The organism is Vibrio sp. 1F279 (genome assembly GCF_041439815.1).
In the GTDB taxonomy this organism is placed as follows: Bacteria; Pseudomonadota; Gammaproteobacteria; order Enterobacterales; family Vibrionaceae; genus Vibrio; species Vibrio tasmaniensis_A.
Window position 1 is genome coordinate 289,729 of record NZ_JBGOOU010000001.1, and the last position, 19,952, is coordinate 309,680.

The following is a 19,952-nucleotide window of genomic DNA, read 5'->3' on the forward strand; positions in this document are numbered from 1 at the left end:
ACGAGGAATGCCTATATAAAGGGAAGATAAAACAGAAAGGCGGCGATTATAAAAATCACCACCTATAGAGTAAAGAGAAAGTAGGCCTAAATCCAAAACAAAGTGCTCTTTTTCGCTTTAAGCGTAACGAGTTGTCCCCAAATAGTTTTGATTGATTAAGCTGTGTTCGAATTCTTGGCTCGGCATTGGCTTGCCATAAAGGTAACCTTGTCCCACATCACAACCTTCATTGATGATAAATTGCTCCTGAACCTCCGATTCTATACCTTCAATTGTGACTTTTAAGTCGAGCTTTTTCGCGATTTGGACTATAGACCGAACGATCTCCGAGTCTTCCTGTGAGTTGAGCATTTGGTCGATGAAGCTCTTATCAATTTTAATCGTATCGAATGGGAATTTCTTAAGGTAACTAAATGAGGCATAGCCCGTCCCAAAGTCATCCAGTGACAATGTAACGCCAATATTGTGTAACGATTCCAATGTATTTTTCGCGACGACTTCATCTGCAATGAGGCAACTTTCCGTGACTTCAAGTTCTAAGAAATGAGGTTCTAGGTGATAGGTTTCCAACAGGTGAATAATTTGGTCTGCGAAATCAACATTCTTCAATTGAATAGCAGATACGTTTACGGCTATTTTGAAATCTTCAACGTATTCGGACCACTCTTTCGCTTGCTCTATAGCGTTGCGCAGAGCAAAATTTCCCACTTCGAAAATCAATCCGTTTTGCTCGGCCATGTGTATTAAAGTTTCGTTAGATATGTCTCCCAGAACGGGGTGTCGCCAACGCAGTAGAGCCTCTGCACCAACCCAGCGATGAGTCAACGGGCATACTTTAGGCTGAAAATAGAGCATAAGGTCATCATTACGAACCGCTTGGAGTAAATAACCTTCAATCTTATTAATATGACTTTGTTCTTCAGCATGAGACTGAGAATAGTAAGCGAACTTCTGTCCGGAATCTTTACATGCCAACATCGCTTCTGAAGATTTTTGGATAATACTGTCAGCACCATCGTCGTGCTCAGTAATCGCAATCCCTATAAAGGCATGCAGATGAATTTTGTCACTACCAATGTCAAATTCTGAATGACCGACTTTTACCAGTGTCTGGCATAGTTCTTCGATACGTTGGTGCAAATCTTTAACGCTGAACGCCAACACAAGGTCAACCGAAGTAGGGCGCGCAGTTAATACCTCGACATCAGAGATACTGTCGATGCGTTGTCGGTATTCAACAAGCACTTGGTCTAACGCGTTGTAGCCATATCGAGCTTGAATGCGCCTGCCATTAGTAAATCCAATATGGATTACTGCGAGTGAGCCACCAGTAAACCTTTGTTGTGACAACAACTTCTGATCTAAGCGCGACTCAAAAGCACTTCGGTTCAAAAAACCCGTGCCGAGATCGTGATTTTTTTGGAAATTGATCTCTTGTTCTGCCGCTCTGCGCTTATCAATCTCTTGGTTTAATGAATAATTAAGACTCGCGAGATCTTTAGTGCGAGTCGCAACTCGGCTTTTTAAGTCACGATTCATTTGAGTGAGCTTAGCGTGTTGAAACAAGGTTTTTAATTGAGATTCTATCGAGGTGCGAAAGCTTTCTAATAGCTTAATATAGGTAGGCGTGTAGTGATTTTCTTTCGAGTCCAAGATACAAATGGTGCCGAACAATTCGCCGTTAGGCCAAAATAGCGGAATGCCACAATAAGAGATTAAGCCAAGCTTTGTGTCGGGGTTGTTTTTCCAATCAACATCGGCAAGCGCATTGGGTACTAAAAGCTGCTGCTGAGACTCCATCACTGTTTCGCAGTAAAGCCCATTTCCTAATGTTTCAGAATCGCCTTTGTTATAAGGGTTATCCTGACTGTGGCTGGTAGAGAAAACTTCAATGTAGTTGGTATGAACACGCATGATAAGTGCAGCAGGCACTTGAGTGATTTGAGCTAAGAGGTCGACAATATTTTGCCAGCTGGAGGCCATATCGTCAGGGATATCTAAGTCTATCGTTTTTATCTTCTTCATATGACTCCGAGTCAATTATGCTAAATGCATCAACACATCCTGTGTTAATTAAGATGAACCAAATAAACTGTGAATATTACATTAACTAAGTATAAGAAATGTTGCACAAAAAAACCTCCGCAATTTTGCGGAGGTTTTCAAATGTGAATCTGGGTCTCAGTAATGAGATAAGTTTCGATTAAGGCTTTAACTTTATAAAATCATCAGTGTTAAGTTTCTCTTTATAGTCTACCGATGGTTGAGCAAAACCGTTCAACTGTAAAAACTCTTCTTTAAAACCTTGATAGTCACCGATTGATTGGAAGTTGTTTTCATCCATAGCTTCAAGTAGTTCAGTCACATGAGCTTGGGTTTCTGGGTCGAGTTCCCATTCATCCATCCGAATTAGGCGCTCGCCATCAAGTGGTACTTTGGTTTGTCCATACAGCTTACTGCTGAATAAGCGTTGCATTTGTTGGATACAACCTTCGTGGGTCTCTTTTTCTTTCATCACTCTATATAAAGCGAGTAGGTAAGGGCTTAGCCCCGGAATGAATACGCTCGCCTTGGTGACTAATGCCTTACACACGGTCGCGTAAGCATTACCGCCAAAGTTAGCTAGTTCAAGGTTAAGTGCGTGACTTGTTTGATGAAGGTCTATTTTAGCGCGGCCCAAAGTACCGTCTAAGTAGATAGGGTGCGTGACTTCTGGACCAACGTAAGAAAAAGCAATGGTTTTGCAACCTGGGGCAATAGATTCAGCATTGATCAGCTCATCTATCCACTGTTCCCAATCTTCGCCGCCCATGACTTTGAGTGTGCTTTCGGCTTCTTCTTCCGTTGCAGCATCAAGTGTGTTGGTCACCCAGTTGTCGTGCTCTAGTGAGATAGTCGCACCAGTCACGCTTTCACCGATTGGCTTAATGGCAGAGCGCCAGAATTCTTCGGTATTTGGTTTGGGTCTTACGCCAGCGGCTAAGCTATAGATAATTAGATCCACTTCACCTTCGAAGTAGGTTTCAATGGCTTCGACAACTTGTGAACGTGTTTCTTGTGAAAATGCGTCGCCAACAATGTTGATAGCAGTGCGTTGCTCTCGTTCGGCTTCTTTCTTGAAATAAATGTTGTTGTACCAACCAGCGCTGCCTAGGGATTTTTCGTTAGGACCGCGCTCGAATGAGACGCCGATGGTGTCAGCTTTTGCACCGCCAAAGGTGAGGGCAATGCGAGCGGCAAGTCCAAAGCCAGAGGAAGCACCGATAATCAGTACTCGCTTAGGGCCATCTTTGATCTGCGGCGCACTCTTAACAAACTTGATTTGTTGCTTTACGGCTTCTTGACAGCCTAGAGGGTGAGCGCTTTTGGCTACCACACCCTTGATAATAGGTTCGATCAGCATAAATAACCTTACAGTTAACGGTGATATGCACTCAGGCTAACGTAAAGCTGTGTAAAATTTATTGAGCTAGACCATTAAAACCTAAAGATACTGATATAATTCTTTGGCGACAAATTCAGCAATCCAAGGCTGAGCTTCTGGTTTTGGATGCAGTCCATCGTTCATCATCCACTCCGGTTTGAGGATGATATGCTCTAGGAAAAACGGCAAAAGTGGCACGTTTTGTTGATCAGCAAGCGCTGCAAAAACGTACTCAAACTGTTGGTTGTAACGCTTACCGTAATTCGGTGGGATTTTAATCTTCATCATAATAGGTTTCGCGTCCGCAGCTTTTATCTGCTTAATGATTTGATCAAGATTCGCAGACATCAGCTTAGGTGGGAATCCACGAAGACCATCATTCGCACCGAGTTCGATAAGAACAGTGTCTGGGGCGTGTTCTTCAAGCAATTGTGGTAAACGAGCTAAGCCATTGCCAGTTGTGTCACCAGAAATACTTCCGTTGACCACGGTTACCGTTTTGTCATGCTTTGCTAACGCGTCTGGTAACAGGCTTGGCCAACTCTGTTTGATGTCCATGTTATAACCAGCACTCAAGCTATCACCAAGCACCAGTAACTTAGAATCTAACTCGGTATCTTGAGCCAAAGAAGCGGTTGAAAATATAATTAAGAATAAAAAGGAAATTAGTCGAGTCATGCATACATCCATCATTAAAGCAGAAGCTGTTTCGAAGACAGTGTCTACTAATCAAGAACATTTAACAATCTTAGAGCATGTTGATATCGATATTCGTGAGGGTGAAACGGTTGCGATCGTCGGTACTTCAGGTGCTGGTAAATCCACGTTAATGACGCTGCTTGCAGGACTCGATGTGCCAACTTCTGGCGAAATCAGTTTGTTAGGCCAACCTCTATCACAGCTTGATGACGAAGCGAGAGCCAAAATCCGCAGTGAATCCGTTGGGTTTGTTTTCCAAAGCTTCTTATTGATTCCAAGCCTTTCTGCCCTGCAAAACGTCACACTGCCTTGTTTGTTGAAAGGTGAAGACGAAGACATCGAACGCGCGACGGCTTTGCTTGAATCAGTGGGCTTGAAAGACAGGCTTGATCACCTGCCATCTCAGCTATCAGGCGGTGAACAACAAAGAGTCGCTTTAGCTCGCGCGTTTATGATCAAGCCAAAAATCCTTTTTGCTGATGAACCTACAGGCAACTTAGACCAACAAACGGCAGCGAAAATCGTCGAGCTGTTGTTCGAACTTAATTCATCGCACGGTACAACGCTTGTTCTCGTCACGCATGACCCTAAGCTCGCACAGCGTTGCCAACGAACCTTGAAAATGCATGTCGGTCACATAGAGGAAGTGTAAATTGAATTCATCACACGGACTGAACAAACGACTGTTTTCATGGAGTATCGAAGAGATTCGACATGGTCAGCTATGGCCGGTATCCATCGCTCTAACGCTCATTATAGCTTGTGTGTTCGCGCTTTCAGCTTTAGCTGAGCGTATGGAACAAGTGATCGTAAAGCAGGGCAAAGATGCGTTAACCGCCGACAGTGTATTTGTATCGGCAAACCCAATCCCACAACCTTTGTTAGATCTGACTCAGGTTGAACAGTTAGAAAGCTCTCAGTTAACTCGCTTCTCAACCATGGCATTCAGTGATAACTCGATGCAGTTGGTTACCGTTAAAGCCGTAGAGAGCAATTATCCTTTACGCGGCGAAATGATACTGCAAGGAGCAGATAGCGCGATAAGCAATCATGTTGAACCGGGTGAATTGTGGCTTGATGAGCGTATATTTGCGCAGCTAGAGGTTGAAATTGGTGACAATGTCACTATTGGCGATGCCAATTTAACGATAACAGGGCGTATCACCCAAGAACCGGGCCTGAGTTTTAACCCTTTCCAACAAATGCCTGCTGTGCTGATTCATACAAGTGACATCGATGCCACTGGCGCTATTCAACCTGGCAGCCGTGTTAGTTTTAGGCTGTTTCTAAACGGTGATGATACTAAACTGAAAGCCGCACAAGACAGCGTAGAATTAACACCAAGCGATCGCTGGCGCACGCAAGACTCAGCGAGCCGCACTAACGACATGTTCGAAAGTACGACTCAATACTTATCGCTAACCGTTGCTATCGTTGTGATCATGGCGGCGACCACTTTGGTACTCACTTGCCAACATTATGTTGCGAGTCGTCGTAAAACTATTGCGATGCTTAAGAGTTTAGGTGCGAGCAAGCAGTGGATCGTTAAATGGTTGTCTGTACAGGTGTCTCTGTTGGTGGTTATCGGTGCAGTACTGGGAATTACCATCGGTATCGGCTTAGAATTTTTGCTTCGTATACCTCTGGGCGACTTATTACCAACACCACTTCCTAGCTATGGTATTGAACCTGTCATTTTGGCGATTTTATCAAGCATTCTCATTGGTGTACCTGCTCTTGGTATTCCGTTAATTGGCTTGGTAAGCACTTCGGCAATCAGCGTGATTCAATCAAGTCACCAGTCTAATGAAAGCTACAAGAAATACCTGTTGTTGCTAGTACCTATTATTCCAATGATGCTGATGTACGGTGACAATCTGTTGGTATGGATAGTTCTAGTGGGTATCGCTTGCCTGTTCTTAGTACTCGCGATTGTCAGTACGTTTGTTCTGCGTTTGGTGGGTCAACTGCCGACGTCGACATCTATGCGCTTGGCATTGAGCCGAATTAATCGCACACCATTAGCAACAGGGATTCAATTTGGTTCTTTAGCGCTGTCTTTGATGCTGTTATCGATCATATGGCTAGTGAGAAGTGACTTGTTGTCAGATTGGCAGCAAACTTTGCCCGAGAACGCACCTAATGCGTTTGCGCTGAATATTGCGAGCTATGAGAAAGACAGTTATCTCGAGACAATTGATGCAAACGAAGTAGAGCGTACTCAAGCGTTTCCAATTATACGAGGAAGGCTCACAACCATTAACGGCGCTGAGGCGGCGAAATACAGCGAGACCTCAGAAGAAACAGATGCACTAAGTCGCGAGATCAACTTCACTTGGGGAGATAGCCTGCCTGAGTACAATGAAGTATTAGAAGGCAGCTGGACACAAGAGCAGGGCGTATCTGTGGAATCCGATGTCGCAGAGCAACTTGGTTTGAAAATTGGCGATGATCTTTCATTCACAATCAACAGCCAGAACGTCTCTGCCAAGGTGAACAGCATCCGAAAAGTAGAATGGCGTGAAATGAAGCCAAACTTCTATTTCATTTTTACTCCCGATGTTTTGAGCGCTATTCCTTCTACTTGGTTGGTGAGCTTCAGATTAGAAGAGCAACACAACCAAATGCTCAACGAATTATCTCGAAATCACCCGACCGTGAGTTTGATGGACATTCGTAAAATGGGTAGCAAGATCCAAGAGTTGCTCAAACAGATTGTTTGGTCGATAACCGTACTTGCCGCGTTAGGTGTGGTGGCGGGGCTATTGCTTATCTTCACTCTGTTGCGACTGAGCTTATCTCAAAGACAACAAGAGATACGCTTGTACCGAACCTTAGGCGCGAGTAAGAAGCGTATTCTCAACACTATTTGGTGTGAATACAGGGTGATGGCGTTAGTAGCTGGCTCAATTGCTGCGCTAGGTTCTGAACTCAGTGTTGCAGGGGTAATGAACTTTGGCTTTGAGTTAGAACCTTCACTCCACCCAATACTGTGGATAGCGCTACCCGTGCTAACGTTTATAACATTGGCTGGGGTAGTGAATAGCTTAATCAAACGTTTGTTGGCACCAGTAAACAAGGATTTTGGTTAGTCGCTAGCAAGATCTAACCAAATGCTTAAAACGGTCTAAAAGTGAAATTACTTATACTTAGTCGTTCACTATTTATAAGACGTCTCTTTAGACCGCTTTTTATTTGACCAATGCGTAGCACAAGTTACGAACATCGCACCTTAATTTCCCAATTTTTTAGTATTTTTTAAAACTAATTGCGCAATAATGCCGATTTAATGAACAGCGGTTAGTCCCTGTAAACAAAGGGTTTGCGCAACTTAGCAAGAACGTTATCAACAGTTATCCACAAAAACGGTGGATAACTTTAGGGATAAGTTAACATCTATGTTTTAAGAGTACTGAGGCAGCCTTTATGTGGCGTCACTTAGGACAAATGTGACGGTTATAATAACCTTTAAAACTCAATCTGGAGTTATTGAGTCAAGAGATTATTTAGGTTTTTTACATAGATATTAAATACTGCCTATCTAAGACCTTGATAAAAATGTGTTTTAATTCGTAGCAGAACAAAAGTAGAATAGCGGCAGTTAATCATATTCTACAGAACACGATGAACCACAACAAAACGGATACAAATCAGCCTTCTATTGCCATTGTTGGTGGTGGTATTGCCGGAACGACGAGCGCGATTCATTTTAGTGAGTTGGGTTATAAGGTCACTATTTTGGAAAAAGGACCGAGTTTGGTTAATGGTCCACCAATTTGCCATCTGCATGCTGGTGGCAATTTGTATCGAGATATTTCTGTAGAGCAGTGTCTTCAGTTGCTCACGCAGTCAATTGATACCGTCCGCTTGTTTCCCCACACGATCAATATTCGTCCGACTGTTATCGCTGTTCCACACAGTGATGGTGGAGAGCCGTTGGATCTTCTTCCGCGCCTAAAGATAATCAAGAACGCTTATGCTGATCTTGTTAGTCAAGATAAAAGCAACCAAGTGCTTGGTAATCCGGAAGAGTATTACAAGCTGTATAGTAAAGAAGAGTTACTAGCACTTGCTGCTCAAACTCAGCCTCTGAAACCAACATCACTTGATGAATGGTGTATTCCTTTCGCTAAACATACGGATCTAGAAACCCTTAAGTATCCTGTTGCTATGGTTCAAGAGTATGGTTGGAGTGTATTCCGACTTTCTGCAACCGCTCAACTCTCTTTGGGGCAACAGTCTAATTGTACCGTGTTAACCAACAGCCGATTACAATCTGTTGAATCGTTAGCGCAAGGCTGGTCTTTGACTTATACAGACGCTGAGAACCAAAGCTGTCACCTAACGACCGACTACTTGATTAATGCAAGTGGCTTTGAAACGGGCATCGTGGATGACTTTGTCGGTTCTAAGCAACAAAGGCTTGTTGAGTTCAAAGCCGCATACGTTACGCAGTGGCCGTATACGCAAGAATGTAAGGAAGAGTGGCCAGAGGTTATCTTCCATGGCCCGAGAGGCACACCGCAAGGCATGGCTCAGTTAACACCGTACGCTGATGGTGTATTCCAACTTCACGGTATGACAGAAGGGATTACTCTGTTTGAGGGTGGGCTTGTTTCATCATCAACAGATTCATCACAGCCTCAGTTGCCTTCTAAGCTTCTTAAGAAAATCGTATCAGGTTGGAGTGAAGAGCAGCTCGAATTAAGAACTCGCGCTGCGATAACGCATATGTCTCAGTTCATCCCAAGTTTTAGCTCTGCACTGGTAGGTGGTAAGCCTTTGTTCGGTGCACAGCAGATTCCGGGAACCGATCCGAGCTTAAGAGCTTCAGACGTGTCATTCTGTGGTGATCGCTATGCTCGACTTGAAGTAGTCAAAGCATCTTCAACCTTAGAGGCAGCGCAAAAGGTCGCTGAGCATTGGTTTGATGTCGCAGAATCAGTATCGATTGAAGATACACATTCAGTGACAATGTCACTTAATCTAAGTGATATTGAGAATAGAGCGATAGATTTGACACAAGAACGCGGATACCCAGAAGCCCTTGCAAAGGTATCAGGCCAAGATCACGCTTAATACTCAGTCATAATCTACTACGCTGAACATCTTCAATTCGGCTTGCGCGATAGGTAAGCCGAATCTTCATTCAAATGCCTGCTTAGATACCGAAACTTATCCGAATGACATCTCTCTAGCTAATGATTCTTAGCTACATAGCAATTAGCACATAACACATCGCAAAAACTAGTAGCCGAAAAATTGAGCCCACTGGCACCACACATCTTGTAATCCTAAGCGATCACCTTTACTAAACGAGACTTCATGTCCAGGTTTGGCTTGTGCTAAGCGCGGTAAATCGACTCTGGCGACACATCCAATCTTCGGATAGCCACCAATAGTCTGTCTGTCATTAAGCAACACAATAGGTTGCCCATCTTGGGGGATTTGAATCGCACCTAAGGCAATGCCTTCTGACAATAGCGAAATGTCAGGCGAGTCCACGGGGTCGCCACTGAGTCGATAACCCATGCGATTAGAATTTTGGTCAACATGATACTGTGCGTTATACAAAGTCGCTTTTGCTGACTCTGAGAACAGCTCGCTTTGATAGCCTTCAATCACTCGCAGGTTCACTGGTAGGTTGTAATTAGGCGTGTATCGGAAGGTGACACTCAACGCTTTAAACGGGCGAGAGAGTTGGTGTTGGGTAAAAGTAATTTGTTGCCCTTGCTGGCATGGCTCTCCATCTTGCGTTAATCCACCAATCTTTTCACGAGTCACCGTAGAACAGCTATGAAGAGTTGATGGAACATCGAAGCCACCCTTAACGGCTAAATACGCCCTTAGTCCATTTTTAGGTAAACCAAATGAGAGAACTTGCCCTGCGAAAGCTTGAAAAGTACGCCAGTTCGACTGTGGTTTGCCATCGAGCTTCGCTTGTAAATCGCCACCACATAATGCCATCTCACAATCAAAATCGATTCGTAACGCACATTGCCCAAGCGTGATTTCCAACGCAGCTTGGTTTACTGGGTTTCCGAGCAGGTGATTGGCCCAGCTATACGAGTAATCATCAACAGGGCCGCCTTGTGTCAATCCGAGATGAGCGACACCAAATCGTCCGAAGTCTTGAATCAAACTCAACGGGCCGGGCTTAATGACTGTCAGCGTTGGTTTGGCTTTTGACTTAACCATTAGCGACACCTCCACTAATATCCATAAAACTAAGCTCAACAAATTCTTGTTTTGAAATCGCGATGAAACGGACCGTATCACCGACATTAAGCAGAGACAGCGGCGTTTGCGTGGTATCAGCGTTCTTTAATTGGCTGTGATCAAACAGTGCGAGTGGGCAATTGCCAATAATATTCCAACCGCCCGGTGAGTCCGAAGGATACACCGCCGTTTTCGTATCCGCGATGGCGATACTGCCTTTCGGCACACTTAAGCGTGGGGTTGAATGACGAGGCAAAGCAAGCTCGTTGACTACATCAGACATAAACGCAAAGCCAGGCGTAAACCCAATGGCACTGACGCTGTAAGTCTGTGAGGTGTGATGTTGAATGATCTCATCTAGCGACATGCCTTTGGCTTGATATCGGTCTAAGTCGAGTGCTGTTTCTGGTGAGTAATAAGCGGGAAGCTCGATAGTGTTACGCGTTTTACTAACACTAGAGAAGGACGAAATAGCATGACTCAACAAAGAGTTGAGTTGTTCCATGAGCTGATGTTCTGAAATTCTATAAGGTAAGTAATCGACCAATATTGTTTGGTAAGCCGGTGTCACATTCATCAATACAGATGCTAAGTGTTGACGAATAGCATCGGAAAAATGAGCCATGTACTGCGCATATTCGGCGCTAGATTGATTATTTGAAGGCGATAGCGTCAAGGTCACCAAAACGCTGCATTCCGCGACTGGCGCTATATTGAATTCAATTTGATTCGTCGTCATTTCGTTTCCATACTTTTACTTGCCTTTGATTTACTTAGTGTCTTTCATTTGCTTATTTGCTTATTTGCTTATTTGCTTATTTGCTTATTTGGCGTTTCTAACTTCCGTGTCCAAACCAATACAAAGCAATTAGACCTTACGAGCAATTGGTTAGGTGCTCGTAAGGCGAGCGATAAGGCCATGCGTCATACCAATCACACGCTTCATATTAGTTAAAAGCGTTGAGGTCTTGTCTGATTTTTCTAATTAATGCGATGGATTGGGGGTTATCACCATGAACACAAATGGTATCGGCTTCAATAGGCAGTCTTTCACCTTCAATGGTCGTGACTGAACCGTAGTTAATGATTTGCATGACTTGGTTGTAGATGTCGTCTTGGTTGACGTAAACCGAGCCTTTTTGAGTTCGCGGCGATAACTGCCCATTATTCAAGTATGCACGGTCGGCAAACGCTTCAAGCAAGAGGGGTAAGTCATGATCGTCAGCAATATCTAGATACTGTTGATTGTCTGATGAAGAGAGAATCATCAAGGGGATGTTAAATTCAGCGACGGCTTGGGCAACGGCATTAAACACATCAATGTTCGCCATCATATCGTTGTAAAGGGCGCCATGAGGTTTCACATAGCCAACAGAGGTGTGGTGATAGCGGCACAGCGCTTGTAGTGCACCGACTTGATAACAAACTAGCTCACTGATCTCGTCCATGGTATGAGGAATAGAACGGCGACCAAACCCAACTAAATCTTGATAACCAGGGTGGGCACCAATTTGGGTGTGATAGTACTGCGCCAGTTTTATGGTCTTAGACATAACGTGCGGATCAGACGCGTGAAAGCCACAAGCGATGTTTGCCATATCGACCCATTCCATGACCGACTCGTCATCGCCCATCTTCCAATTGCCGAAACTTTCTCCCATGTCGCAATTAAGCGAAATCTTCGTTGTCACGTGGTGCTAACCCTTTACGTTGAGGTGAGTAATGACGGTCTTATAAATACCATAAATAAACAGTGACCTAACTCAAATTTTCGACACCAAGAACTGCATTTACTATGAGGTCACGGCATGTATCAAACCCGCTAAAGAATGGATTGTGAAAAATGCTTCCTTTCATCAATGACGTATAGAAACTATGGTTAAAGATAATTGAAAAACAAGTGTTCGACAAACAGCGCTTCATCTATTTTGTTTCCGGTTTAGGGAGCAAACGTAAGGTGATGAATCATATGGCGACATTGATGTAATTCTGAAGGTTGGCGCTGAGGTGTACGTCTAAGTGAAATTCAAGGTAAAGGTCAGTTTTCGTTCTCTCGTGCGGTGTATCTGCCATAGGCGTTTGTGACTCAACCCTAAGCTGTTGTATCATAAGAGGTAGGTTGAGTGTTTTTAATTAAAAGGTCCGCTAAACATGAATGTTTTAGTTACAGGTGGCATGGGCTACATTGGTAGCCACACAAGTATCCAGATGATTAACGCAGGTATGACACCTGTGCTTTTCGATAACTTATACAACAGTAAACCAAGCGTTTTAGAACGTATCGAAAAAGTATCTGGCGTTCGTCCTGATTTCATTGAAGGTGACATTCGTGATAAAGCGCTTTTAACTGAAACTATGAAGAAACACAATATTGAAGCTGTTATTCATTTTGCGGGCCTGAAAGCGGTTGGCGAGTCTGTTGCCAAACCTCTCGAATACTACGACAACAATGTAAATGGCACGTTAGTCCTTGTCGATGCAATGCGTGACGCTGACGTAAAGACATTAGTATTCAGCTCTTCAGCAACAGTTTATGGCGATCCTGCTAGTGTTCCTATCACAGAAGATTTTCCCACAAGCGCAACCAATCCTTACGGTCGTAGCAAGCTCATGGTTGAAGAGTGCTTAACTGACTTCCAAAAGGCTAACCCCGATTGGAGCATTACGTTATTACGTTACTTTAACCCCGTAGGTTCACACCCAAGTGGTGAACTCGGTGAAGACCCAAGTGGTATTCCAAACAACCTAATGCCATTTGTATCTCAAGTTGCAGTTGGCCGACGTGAATTCCTATCTGTATTTGGTAGTGATTACCCAACAAAGGATGGCACTGGTGTTCGTGATTACATCCACGTTATGGATCTGTCTGATGGACACATTGCAGCACTTGAGAAAGTAGGGCGTAAAAACGGTCTTCACATCTATAACCTAGGTACTGGCAACGGTTCAAGTGTATTAGATATGGTTAAAGCCTTCGAGAAAGCGAGCGGCCAAGCGATACCTTATAAACTCGTTGAGCGTCGTCCTGGTGATATCGCAGAGTGTTGGGCCGACCCAGCGAAAGCTCAGAAAGAACTGGGGTGGAATGCGACACGCACACTGGCTGAAATGACTGAAGATACATGGCGCTGGCAATCAACAAATCCTGATGGTTTCCCTGGTTGATTGAGTAATTTCATGAATAGTTAACGTACAAAAAGATGCTCTAGGGCATCTTTTTTGATCTAAATCGAATAAAAAGTGATTTGGTGGTTAAAAAGTATCATTCTGTATCGGTTGTTGTTATCATGCTCGCGAATTATATGTTTAATGTTAATTTTCTTTGGAGTTAATCATGGAACTAGGCCTAATCATCACTTTCATCATTGCTGCTGCAGTAATGGTTAAGAAAGAAATGGCAGAGAAATAATTTCACTTTACCCCTTTTTGATACAACTTTTAGTGAAATAACAAAAGCCAGCTTATCGTAAGCTGGCTTTTTAATTTCTACAGTATTTTTTGTATGGCTTTATTTTGGAACGACCTAGATCTTTAATCACCTAGGTCTTCAATAAACTTAGCTCTACAACGAACTAGATTTCTAACCAGCTAGAACTCGTAGTTTGCAGATATACCCCAGTTACGACCCGGCTGAGACTTAATATCGGTGTTGAACTTAGAATCGTGCCCACGGCCTGACATGTCATTGTACAGCCAATATTTTTTGTCTAATGCGTTGAATAGACCCGCTCGCAAGGTTAAATCCGTGACAGGGCGGTAATAAGCAGTCAAATCAACAACTGTGTATCCAGCCACGTTTACGTTGTCATCAGAGTTCCACTCATCTTTCGCAGCAACCATCTTAACATTTAAAGCTGAACCGAAAGTCTCGCGTTCGATACCAAGACCTAGCGTACCCGTTAGTGGTGCTACTGAATCAATGGATTTACCTGTAGATTTATCTTCACCATCAGCATAAGCCACAGCTAAACGAGTGTAGGTACCAAATGGTGCGTCTAACAGGGTGTCAAGATTAATCGTTGACGAAAGCTCTGCACCATAGATAGTCACTTTATCTAAGTTCTCTTTGGTGTATACGTCTTTACCGCCTTGTTTACCCGATTTCGTTTGGTTAATGAAATCAGAGTAATCTGTGTAGAAAGTGCTTAGTTCAAAGCGAGCATGTTCATTATTGCCACGAAGGCCAAGCTCGTAAGAGATACTTCTTTCTGCTTTCAAGTTAGGGTTAGCTTCAATGATGGCACCTCGAGTGTAGAAGTAGTAGAGGTCGTAAACTGAAGGTGCTTTAAACCCTTGCCCAACTTGACCAAATACCGATAGGTTGTCATTGATGTGGTAAACTGAACCTAGCTTAGCTGTGACGGCGTCATCTTTATTCTTCTCATATTGAGTCTTGTAGCCTTCATCCGTTGATGGGTCAGCAACAAATGAGTCATAACGAAGACCGCCAGTTACAATCAACTTGTCTTCCATGAAAAATGCTTGGTCTTGAACAAACACACCCCATTGCGTTATTTCTGCATCAGGTATACCAGTGCTACCCGGTGTAACAGTGCCTCGATCAAATTTATGGTCGTAGTTTTCTAGTTCAAAGTCATTCTGCAGGTATGTGAAACCATATGTGAATTCGTGATCCGCACCATCAATATTCACTAGCTTAGAAAGCTGTGTATCAACTTGCATGTTTACATCAGAAGCATCACGCTCACGAAGTCGACGTCCGTTGAAGCGAGTTGTATCGTAGTTTTTATTCAGAGTACTTGAGTCTTGGTAACTTAGAGACCAGTCTAAAGAGTCAGCAATTGAAGAGCTTAGCTTAAGCTGTTGTTCCAATGTTGCACGAAAACGTTTGTTGGTGTCTTTGTTGTAATTATCAGTATATACAAAGCCCGGCATAAGCTGATAGCCATTGTAGTTTAGCTCATCTTCATCATATTGACGTTGGTAATGCTCAACCGTAATACCAACCTTATTTGAATCTGATACATTGTAGAATGCTTTGGCTAGGATATTACTTAATTCCGTATCTGCTGGGTTCTCTGCACCACGATCTGGACCTTGAACTTCGCTCCCTGATGAATGAGTTTCTGTCTCGTGGCCTTGAGCGTATGTCGCCATAACGATCGTTTCTAACTTATCTTTACGCATCGCCCAAGAAACTGTGTTCTTGAACTGTTCATCTGCAGATGTATAGGTAGATTTGATGCCAAAACGGTTTTCATCCCCGTCAGTTCTAAGCATATCCTCTGGATTTTTAGTTCTTAGCAGTACTGCACCACCAATGGCATCTGAACCGTAAAGCGTAGAAGCAGGGCCTTTATTCACCTCTATGACACTTAATGTATCGACTTCGATCGCATTCGAATATTTACGTTGCTCAGAAGCGCCAGGGTTATATGGTGTAGGTTGTTGAACTCCATCTACCATAAGTTTAACGCGATCACCTTCAACACCGCGGATGTTAAAGCCTGAAATACCAAAACGGCCACCGCCTTGAGCTTCTACTCCTGGCGTGTATTGAAGAGCTTGCTTTATGTCGCTAGACATTTGATTATCTATATCTTTTGCAGATACAGACTCAATTGAGCTTGAAACGTCTTCTTTGTTTTGTTCAGTACGCGTTGCTGATACAACAACCTCGTCAAATAGGGCATAATCTTCAGCAAAGGCTGATGTTGATGAAAGCGCTAAAACGATTGAAGCAGAGAGTAGGGATTGCTTATACATCTGATAGTTACCTTAGTTCCATAATATCATCTTGATTTGCGAAAGATGATATTGGATCTAAATGATAATTACTATTATTTGCATTTAAATAATTTTCAATATTATCAACTAATTCATAATTAGCGTCATTAAACACATGTATTAAAAAGAGTTTTTCAGTTCCATTCACTACGTGAATGCTTCTCTTTTTGTGATTCAGATCTCACTTATAAAGTAGGAAAGTTATGCATAGCCCAATAACACTTGAAGCCTTACACATATTAGATGCCATTGATCGTCGTGGAAGCTTCGCGGCAGCGGCTAACGAAATGGACCGAGCACCTTCTTCATTGAGTTATCAAATCCAGAAGCTAGAACAAGACTTAGATATTATGATTTTTGATCGCTCAGGCCACCGTGCTAATTTCACGGAAGCGGGGCAGTTAATATTAGAGCAAGGAAGGATCATTCTTGGTGCCACTGAACAGCTCGTTAATGACGCGAGTATTCTTGCTAATGGCTGGGAGTTGGATTTAACGATTGCCTTTGATGGCATTATTCCGATTGCTAATTTCTTCCCATTGGTCGATGAACTCGGAAAAATAAGTAAAACTAGGGTTCGGTTACAAGAAGAGATCTTGGCTGGTTGTTGGGAATCACTTTCAGATGGCCGAGCTGATTTATTGGTGTGCCCAAAGGTTGACACCATACCGAACGATATGAAAAGTGACATTATCGGCAAGATGGAAATGGTATGGGTTGCAGCATCAAACCACTACGTTCATAAGCGCTCTGGTGATTTCGACCAAAAGGCGAGAGAAAGTTACAGGGTTGTCGCAATTGCAGATACAGCGCGTGACCAACCAGCATTAAGCATCAATATTCTAGAAAAGCAGCCACGTTTGACCGTGACAAGCTTCCCAGCCAAGGTAGAGGCTCTAACTGCAGGGTTAGGGATCGGCACCTTACCGAATAGTGTTGCTAAACCTTTGATTGAATCTGGCGTTCTACAACAGATTTCGGGTACTGAACCACAGCCTATCGACATCGTAATGGCTTGGCGACGTAACAAAATGGGCGACGCCAAGTCTTGGTGTATTCAACACCTAAAAAAAACATGGGCGTTAAAGTAACGGCAACACCATATCTGCAGTACCGTCTTCAAAACTGATATCTAGCTTAAAGCCCAGCTTCTGGGCTAGTGTCAGCATCCCTCGGTTGGTCGGCATCGTCATGCCCGACATCTGCTTGGTCTGCTTTGTACGACAGTAGTCAATAACCTTAGTCATCAAAATGCGGCCTAATCCGACACCTTTCAGATCGGAACGTATCAGAATAGCGAACTCTGCATCGGTGTTCTCTGGGTTAATCAACGCTCTCGATACGCCAATAATCGCGGGTACGCCTTGTTCCTTTCGAACGACCACAAATGCAATTTCTCTATCAAAGTCAATCTGAGTAAAGTTAGCCAACGCCTCATGATTGAATTCACCCACATCACTAAAGAAACGCTTGTAAAGGTCTTCTTTGGATACACGATGAATAAAATCAGCATGAAGCGGCTCGTCTTCAGGAAGGATCGGGCGTAACAACACCTCAGTGCCGTCCTTAAGGACGATATTCTCTTCCAATTCGACTGGATAAGGACGAATCGCAAGACGTTCTTGAGGATCGCCTTGGTATGCTTTCAAGATGATATCGGCATCTAATATCGTGAACTTGTCACCATTGGCCAGTACTGGATGGATATCCAAATCATGTATTTCAGGGCAATCCACTACCATCTGAGATATACGCACCAACAATTCAGAGAGACCTTCAATATCAATCGGGTTAGGTAGTTTTTGCAGACGAATCTTGCCACTTTTAATCGCCCGAATGATCAAGTAACGCGCCAGTGTCATATTGAGTGGTGGAAAGGCGGCAGCAGCGTCAATGGATTCATCCCATTCAGAACCTCCTTGACCAAGTAAAATGATAGGACCAAAGGTTTCGTCCGTTGTCACTTTTACACGTAGCTCCTGCCCGCCGGCGAGTTTGGCCATTCCTTGAATTAACAAGCCATGAATATGCGCAGTAGGGAAAGACAGTTGAGAGCGATCGAGAATCGCCTGAGCCGCATTGGCGACTTCATTGCTGTTTCTTAAATTAAGCATGACTCCTTGCACGTCCGACTTATGTGCGATGTCTGGCGAACGTAGTTTAACTGCGACTGGGTAACCAATCGTTTCGGCAATATGTACCGCTTCACTTGGGTCAGAAGCTATCCAAGTTGGTAATACATCTAGGTTGAAGTGCTTGAAAAATTGGCTATTTTGATGCGTATCAAGGCTAACTGTATCTTTATCCAGTAGTTGTCGTTCTATCCAATTTTTTGCATCTGCTAGATCTTCAATATGGACTTTTTCTGCCGTGGTTGGCGTTTCCATTAACTGACGTTGGTTACGTCTGTACTCGACCAAGTGCATAAATGCGACTACTGAACTTTCAGGTGTTCGATAGGTTGGGAAACCCGCTTCGGTAAACAACTTTCGTGCTGGCTTTGCTGTTAGCTCACCAGACCAATTCGTTAGAATGTTAAATCGCTTGTGGCGAGGATGCTTTTTAATGGCTTCAATAATTCGTTCAGCTGTTTTAGCTGAATGTGCGATCGCAGAAGGGCTGTGCATGATAAGAATCGCATCCGCTTCATCACCATCTAACAAGATGTTTATCGTATCGATATAACGTTGCTCACCGGCGTCACCAACAATATCGATTGGATTACTCTGAGACCAACTCAATGGCAAAACCTTATTGAGTTTCTCTAGCGTATCTTCAGAAAACTCGGCAAGTTTACCACCACGGTCAAAAAGGGTATCCACCGCCATGATCGCTGGGCCGCCCCCATTGGTCACAATAGCCAAGCGCTCTCCACGTAGTGGTACTGAATGAGTCAGAGTCTCTACCGCTGCAAAGAGTTCATGTAAGTTCTTAACTCGCAACATGCCGCTGCGTCGGATCGCTGAGTCATAGATAATATCTAACGTATCGGCACCGCCAGTATGTAGCATGGCCGCCGCCCGGCCTTTAGCGGTTCGCCCGCCTTTTAACACTAGAATTCGTCTATTACGTGACGCAGCACGCGCAGCAGAGATAAAGCGCCTCGCATCTTTAATACTATCAACATAAAGCAATATTGCTTCGGTGTGAGAGTCGGTACTCAGATAATCCAACAGCTCCGAGAATTCTATGTCACTGCCATTACCTATCGAGATAAACGCCGAGAAGCCGATCTCTTTATCGTTCGCCCAATCTAGAATCGTTGTACACACTGCAGCGGATTGAGAAACAAAGGCGATTTTACCTGGCAGCGCCGTCACCGGAGAAAAAGAGGCATTCAAATTTAACCACGGAACAATAACTCCCAAGCTATTGGAACCAAGTACCCGAATATTGTTTGCTTTGGCGATTGCAATACATCTCTCATCAAACGTTTCACCGTTATCACTTTGCTGTTGCATGTCTGAGGAGAGCACAATAACGGAAGCGATGCCTTTCTCGGCCAACTCTTCAAAAATAGCCACATTGCGTGTCGCATTAGTGCACAAAATAGCAAGGTCAGGAACGATAGGTAGCGACAAGATGTTTTTGTAAGAGAGGACGCCCGCGACAGAATCGTATTTTGGTGTTACCGGCATCACCGCACCTTTAAAATCCCCGTGCAACAGATTGTTCATGACGATATATCCTGCACGCGTTTCTCGTTGAGATGCACCAACAACAGCGATTGAACGGGGTTTAAGTAGGGGATCAAGATGATTCATAGACATATCCTAGCAATGCACGTAAGTTCATCGTAACTTACTTTTCATTCACGGGTTGATGGCAAATTCACCGAATTAAGATGAATAAGCAGACACTG

At 43.7% G+C, this 19,952-nt stretch carries 13 protein-coding genes; 5 read left to right on the forward strand and 8 right to left on the reverse strand.

The window, feature by feature from the left end:
- Positions 1-117: 117 nt before the first annotated feature.
- The 3 genes from ACED60_RS01210 to ACED60_RS01220 form a co-directional block, all read right to left on the reverse strand.
- Positions 118-2,025, reverse strand: a complete 1,908-nt coding sequence (locus tag ACED60_RS01210) for an EAL domain-containing protein (RefSeq protein WP_371694866.1) — start codon at positions 2,023-2,025, stop codon at positions 118-120.
- A 178-nt stretch (positions 2,026-2,203) separates the two neighbouring features.
- The gene (gene fabV / locus ACED60_RS01215) at positions 2,204-3,403 is read right to left on the reverse strand and encodes an enoyl-ACP reductase FabV (protein WP_017097928.1); all 1,200 of its coding nucleotides are present in this window, start codon (positions 3,401-3,403) and stop codon (positions 2,204-2,206) included.
- Between the two features lie 81 nt (positions 3,404-3,484).
- Positions 3,485-4,102 carry an arylesterase gene (locus tag ACED60_RS01220; RefSeq protein WP_371726722.1) on the reverse strand — a complete coding sequence of 206 codons (618 nt, stop codon included), beginning with the start codon at positions 4,100-4,102 and terminating at the stop codon, positions 3,485-3,487.
- Here ACED60_RS01220 and ACED60_RS01225 point away from each other — a divergent pair.
- The 3 genes from ACED60_RS01225 (at position 4,101) to ACED60_RS01235 (ending at position 9,202) form a co-directional block, all read left to right on the forward strand.
- Positions 4,101-4,775, forward strand: a complete 675-nt coding sequence (locus tag ACED60_RS01225) for an ABC transporter ATP-binding protein (RefSeq protein WP_009845334.1) — start codon at positions 4,101-4,103, stop codon at positions 4,773-4,775. The two genes, ACED60_RS01220 and ACED60_RS01225, sit on opposite strands and share 2 nt — an antisense overlap.
- Position 4,776: 1 nt before the next feature.
- Positions 4,777-7,215 carry an ABC transporter permease gene (locus tag ACED60_RS01230; RefSeq protein WP_371726723.1) on the forward strand — a complete coding sequence of 813 codons (2,439 nt, stop codon included), beginning with the start codon at positions 4,777-4,779 and terminating at the stop codon, positions 7,213-7,215.
- 532 nt (positions 7,216-7,747) lie between these two features.
- Positions 7,748-9,202, forward strand: a complete 1,455-nt coding sequence (locus ACED60_RS01235; protein ID WP_371726724.1) for an FAD-dependent oxidoreductase — start codon at positions 7,748-7,750, stop codon at positions 9,200-9,202.
- A 168-nt stretch (positions 9,203-9,370) separates the two neighbouring features.
- Here ACED60_RS01235 and ACED60_RS01240 read toward each other — a convergent pair whose 3' ends face one another.
- The 3 genes from ACED60_RS01240 to ACED60_RS01250 form a co-directional block, all read right to left on the reverse strand.
- Complete coding sequence (locus ACED60_RS01240) at positions 9,371-10,321, reverse strand: biotin-dependent carboxyltransferase family protein (RefSeq protein ID WP_371726725.1); 951 nt, start codon at positions 10,319-10,321, stop codon at positions 9,371-9,373.
- Entirely contained in the window at positions 10,314-11,081 is a 768-nt protein-coding gene (locus ACED60_RS01245) for an allophanate hydrolase subunit 1 (RefSeq protein ID WP_371709818.1), read from the reverse strand. Before ACED60_RS01245 ends, ACED60_RS01240 begins: the two co-directional genes overlap by 8 nt.
- A gap of 208 nt (positions 11,082-11,289) precedes the next feature.
- The gene (locus ACED60_RS01250) at positions 11,290-12,033 is read right to left on the reverse strand and encodes a 5-oxoprolinase subunit PxpA (RefSeq protein WP_371726727.1); all 744 of its coding nucleotides are present in this window, start codon (positions 12,031-12,033) and stop codon (positions 11,290-11,292) included.
- Between the two features lie 460 nt (positions 12,034-12,493).
- Here ACED60_RS01250 and galE point away from each other — a divergent pair, with 460 nt between their 5' ends.
- Positions 12,494-13,507, forward strand: a complete 1,014-nt coding sequence (galE, locus tag ACED60_RS01255; protein ID WP_371726728.1) for a UDP-glucose 4-epimerase GalE — start codon at positions 12,494-12,496, stop codon at positions 13,505-13,507.
- A 423-nt stretch (positions 13,508-13,930) separates the two neighbouring features.
- Here galE and ACED60_RS01260 read toward each other — a convergent pair whose 3' ends face one another.
- The gene (locus tag ACED60_RS01260) at positions 13,931-16,069 is read right to left on the reverse strand and encodes a TonB-dependent hemoglobin/transferrin/lactoferrin family receptor (RefSeq protein ID WP_065679019.1); all 2,139 of its coding nucleotides are present in this window, start codon (positions 16,067-16,069) and stop codon (positions 13,931-13,933) included.
- Positions 16,070-16,293: 224 nt separating this feature from the next.
- Between ACED60_RS01260 and ACED60_RS01265 the strand changes: the two genes are divergently transcribed.
- Positions 16,294-17,181 (forward strand): LysR family transcriptional regulator, encoded by an 888-nt coding sequence (locus ACED60_RS01265; protein WP_009845374.1) that lies wholly within the window; start codon positions 16,294-16,296, stop codon positions 17,179-17,181.
- On the opposite strand, the gene ACED60_RS01270 is transcribed toward ACED60_RS01265, so the two are convergent.
- Positions 17,173-19,854: a bifunctional acetate--CoA ligase family protein/GNAT family N-acetyltransferase gene (locus tag ACED60_RS01270; RefSeq protein ID WP_371726730.1), complete on the reverse strand. Its 2,682-nt coding sequence runs from the start codon at positions 19,852-19,854 to the stop codon at positions 17,173-17,175. The genes ACED60_RS01265 and ACED60_RS01270 overlap by 9 nt on opposite strands.
- Between the last annotated feature and the right edge of the window lie 98 nt (positions 19,855-19,952).

Coding starts and splice junctions, on each gene's coding strand:
- ACED60_RS01210 (WP_371694866.1), bottom strand. CDS start 2,025: ATGAAGAAGATAAAAACGATAGACTTAGATATCCCTGACGATATGGCC.
- fabV (WP_017097928.1), bottom strand. CDS start 3,403: ATGCTGATCGAACCTATTATCAAGGGTGTGGTAGCCAAAAGCGCTCAC.
- ACED60_RS01225 (WP_009845334.1), top strand. CDS start 4,101: ATGCATACATCCATCATTAAAGCAGAAGCTGTTTCGAAGACAGTGTCT.
- ACED60_RS01220 (WP_371726722.1), bottom strand. CDS start 4,102: ATGACTCGACTAATTTCCTTTTTATTCTTAATTATATTTTCAACCGCT.
- ACED60_RS01235 (WP_371726724.1), top strand. CDS start 7,748: ATGAACCACAACAAAACGGATACAAATCAGCCTTCTATTGCCATTGTT.
- ACED60_RS01240 (WP_371726725.1), bottom strand. CDS start 10,321: ATGGTTAAGTCAAAAGCCAAACCAACGCTGACAGTCATTAAGCCCGGC.
- ACED60_RS01245 (WP_371709818.1), bottom strand. CDS start 11,081: ATGACGACGAATCAAATTGAATTCAATATAGCGCCAGTCGCGGAATGC.
- galE (WP_371726728.1), top strand. CDS start 12,494: ATGAATGTTTTAGTTACAGGTGGCATGGGCTACATTGGTAGCCACACA.
- ACED60_RS01260 (WP_065679019.1), bottom strand. CDS start 16,069: ATGTATAAGCAATCCCTACTCTCTGCTTCAATCGTTTTAGCGCTTTCA.
- ACED60_RS01265 (WP_009845374.1), top strand. CDS start 16,294: ATGCATAGCCCAATAACACTTGAAGCCTTACACATATTAGATGCCATT.
- ACED60_RS01270 (WP_371726730.1), bottom strand. CDS start 19,854: ATGAATCATCTTGATCCCCTACTTAAACCCCGTTCAATCGCTGTTGTT.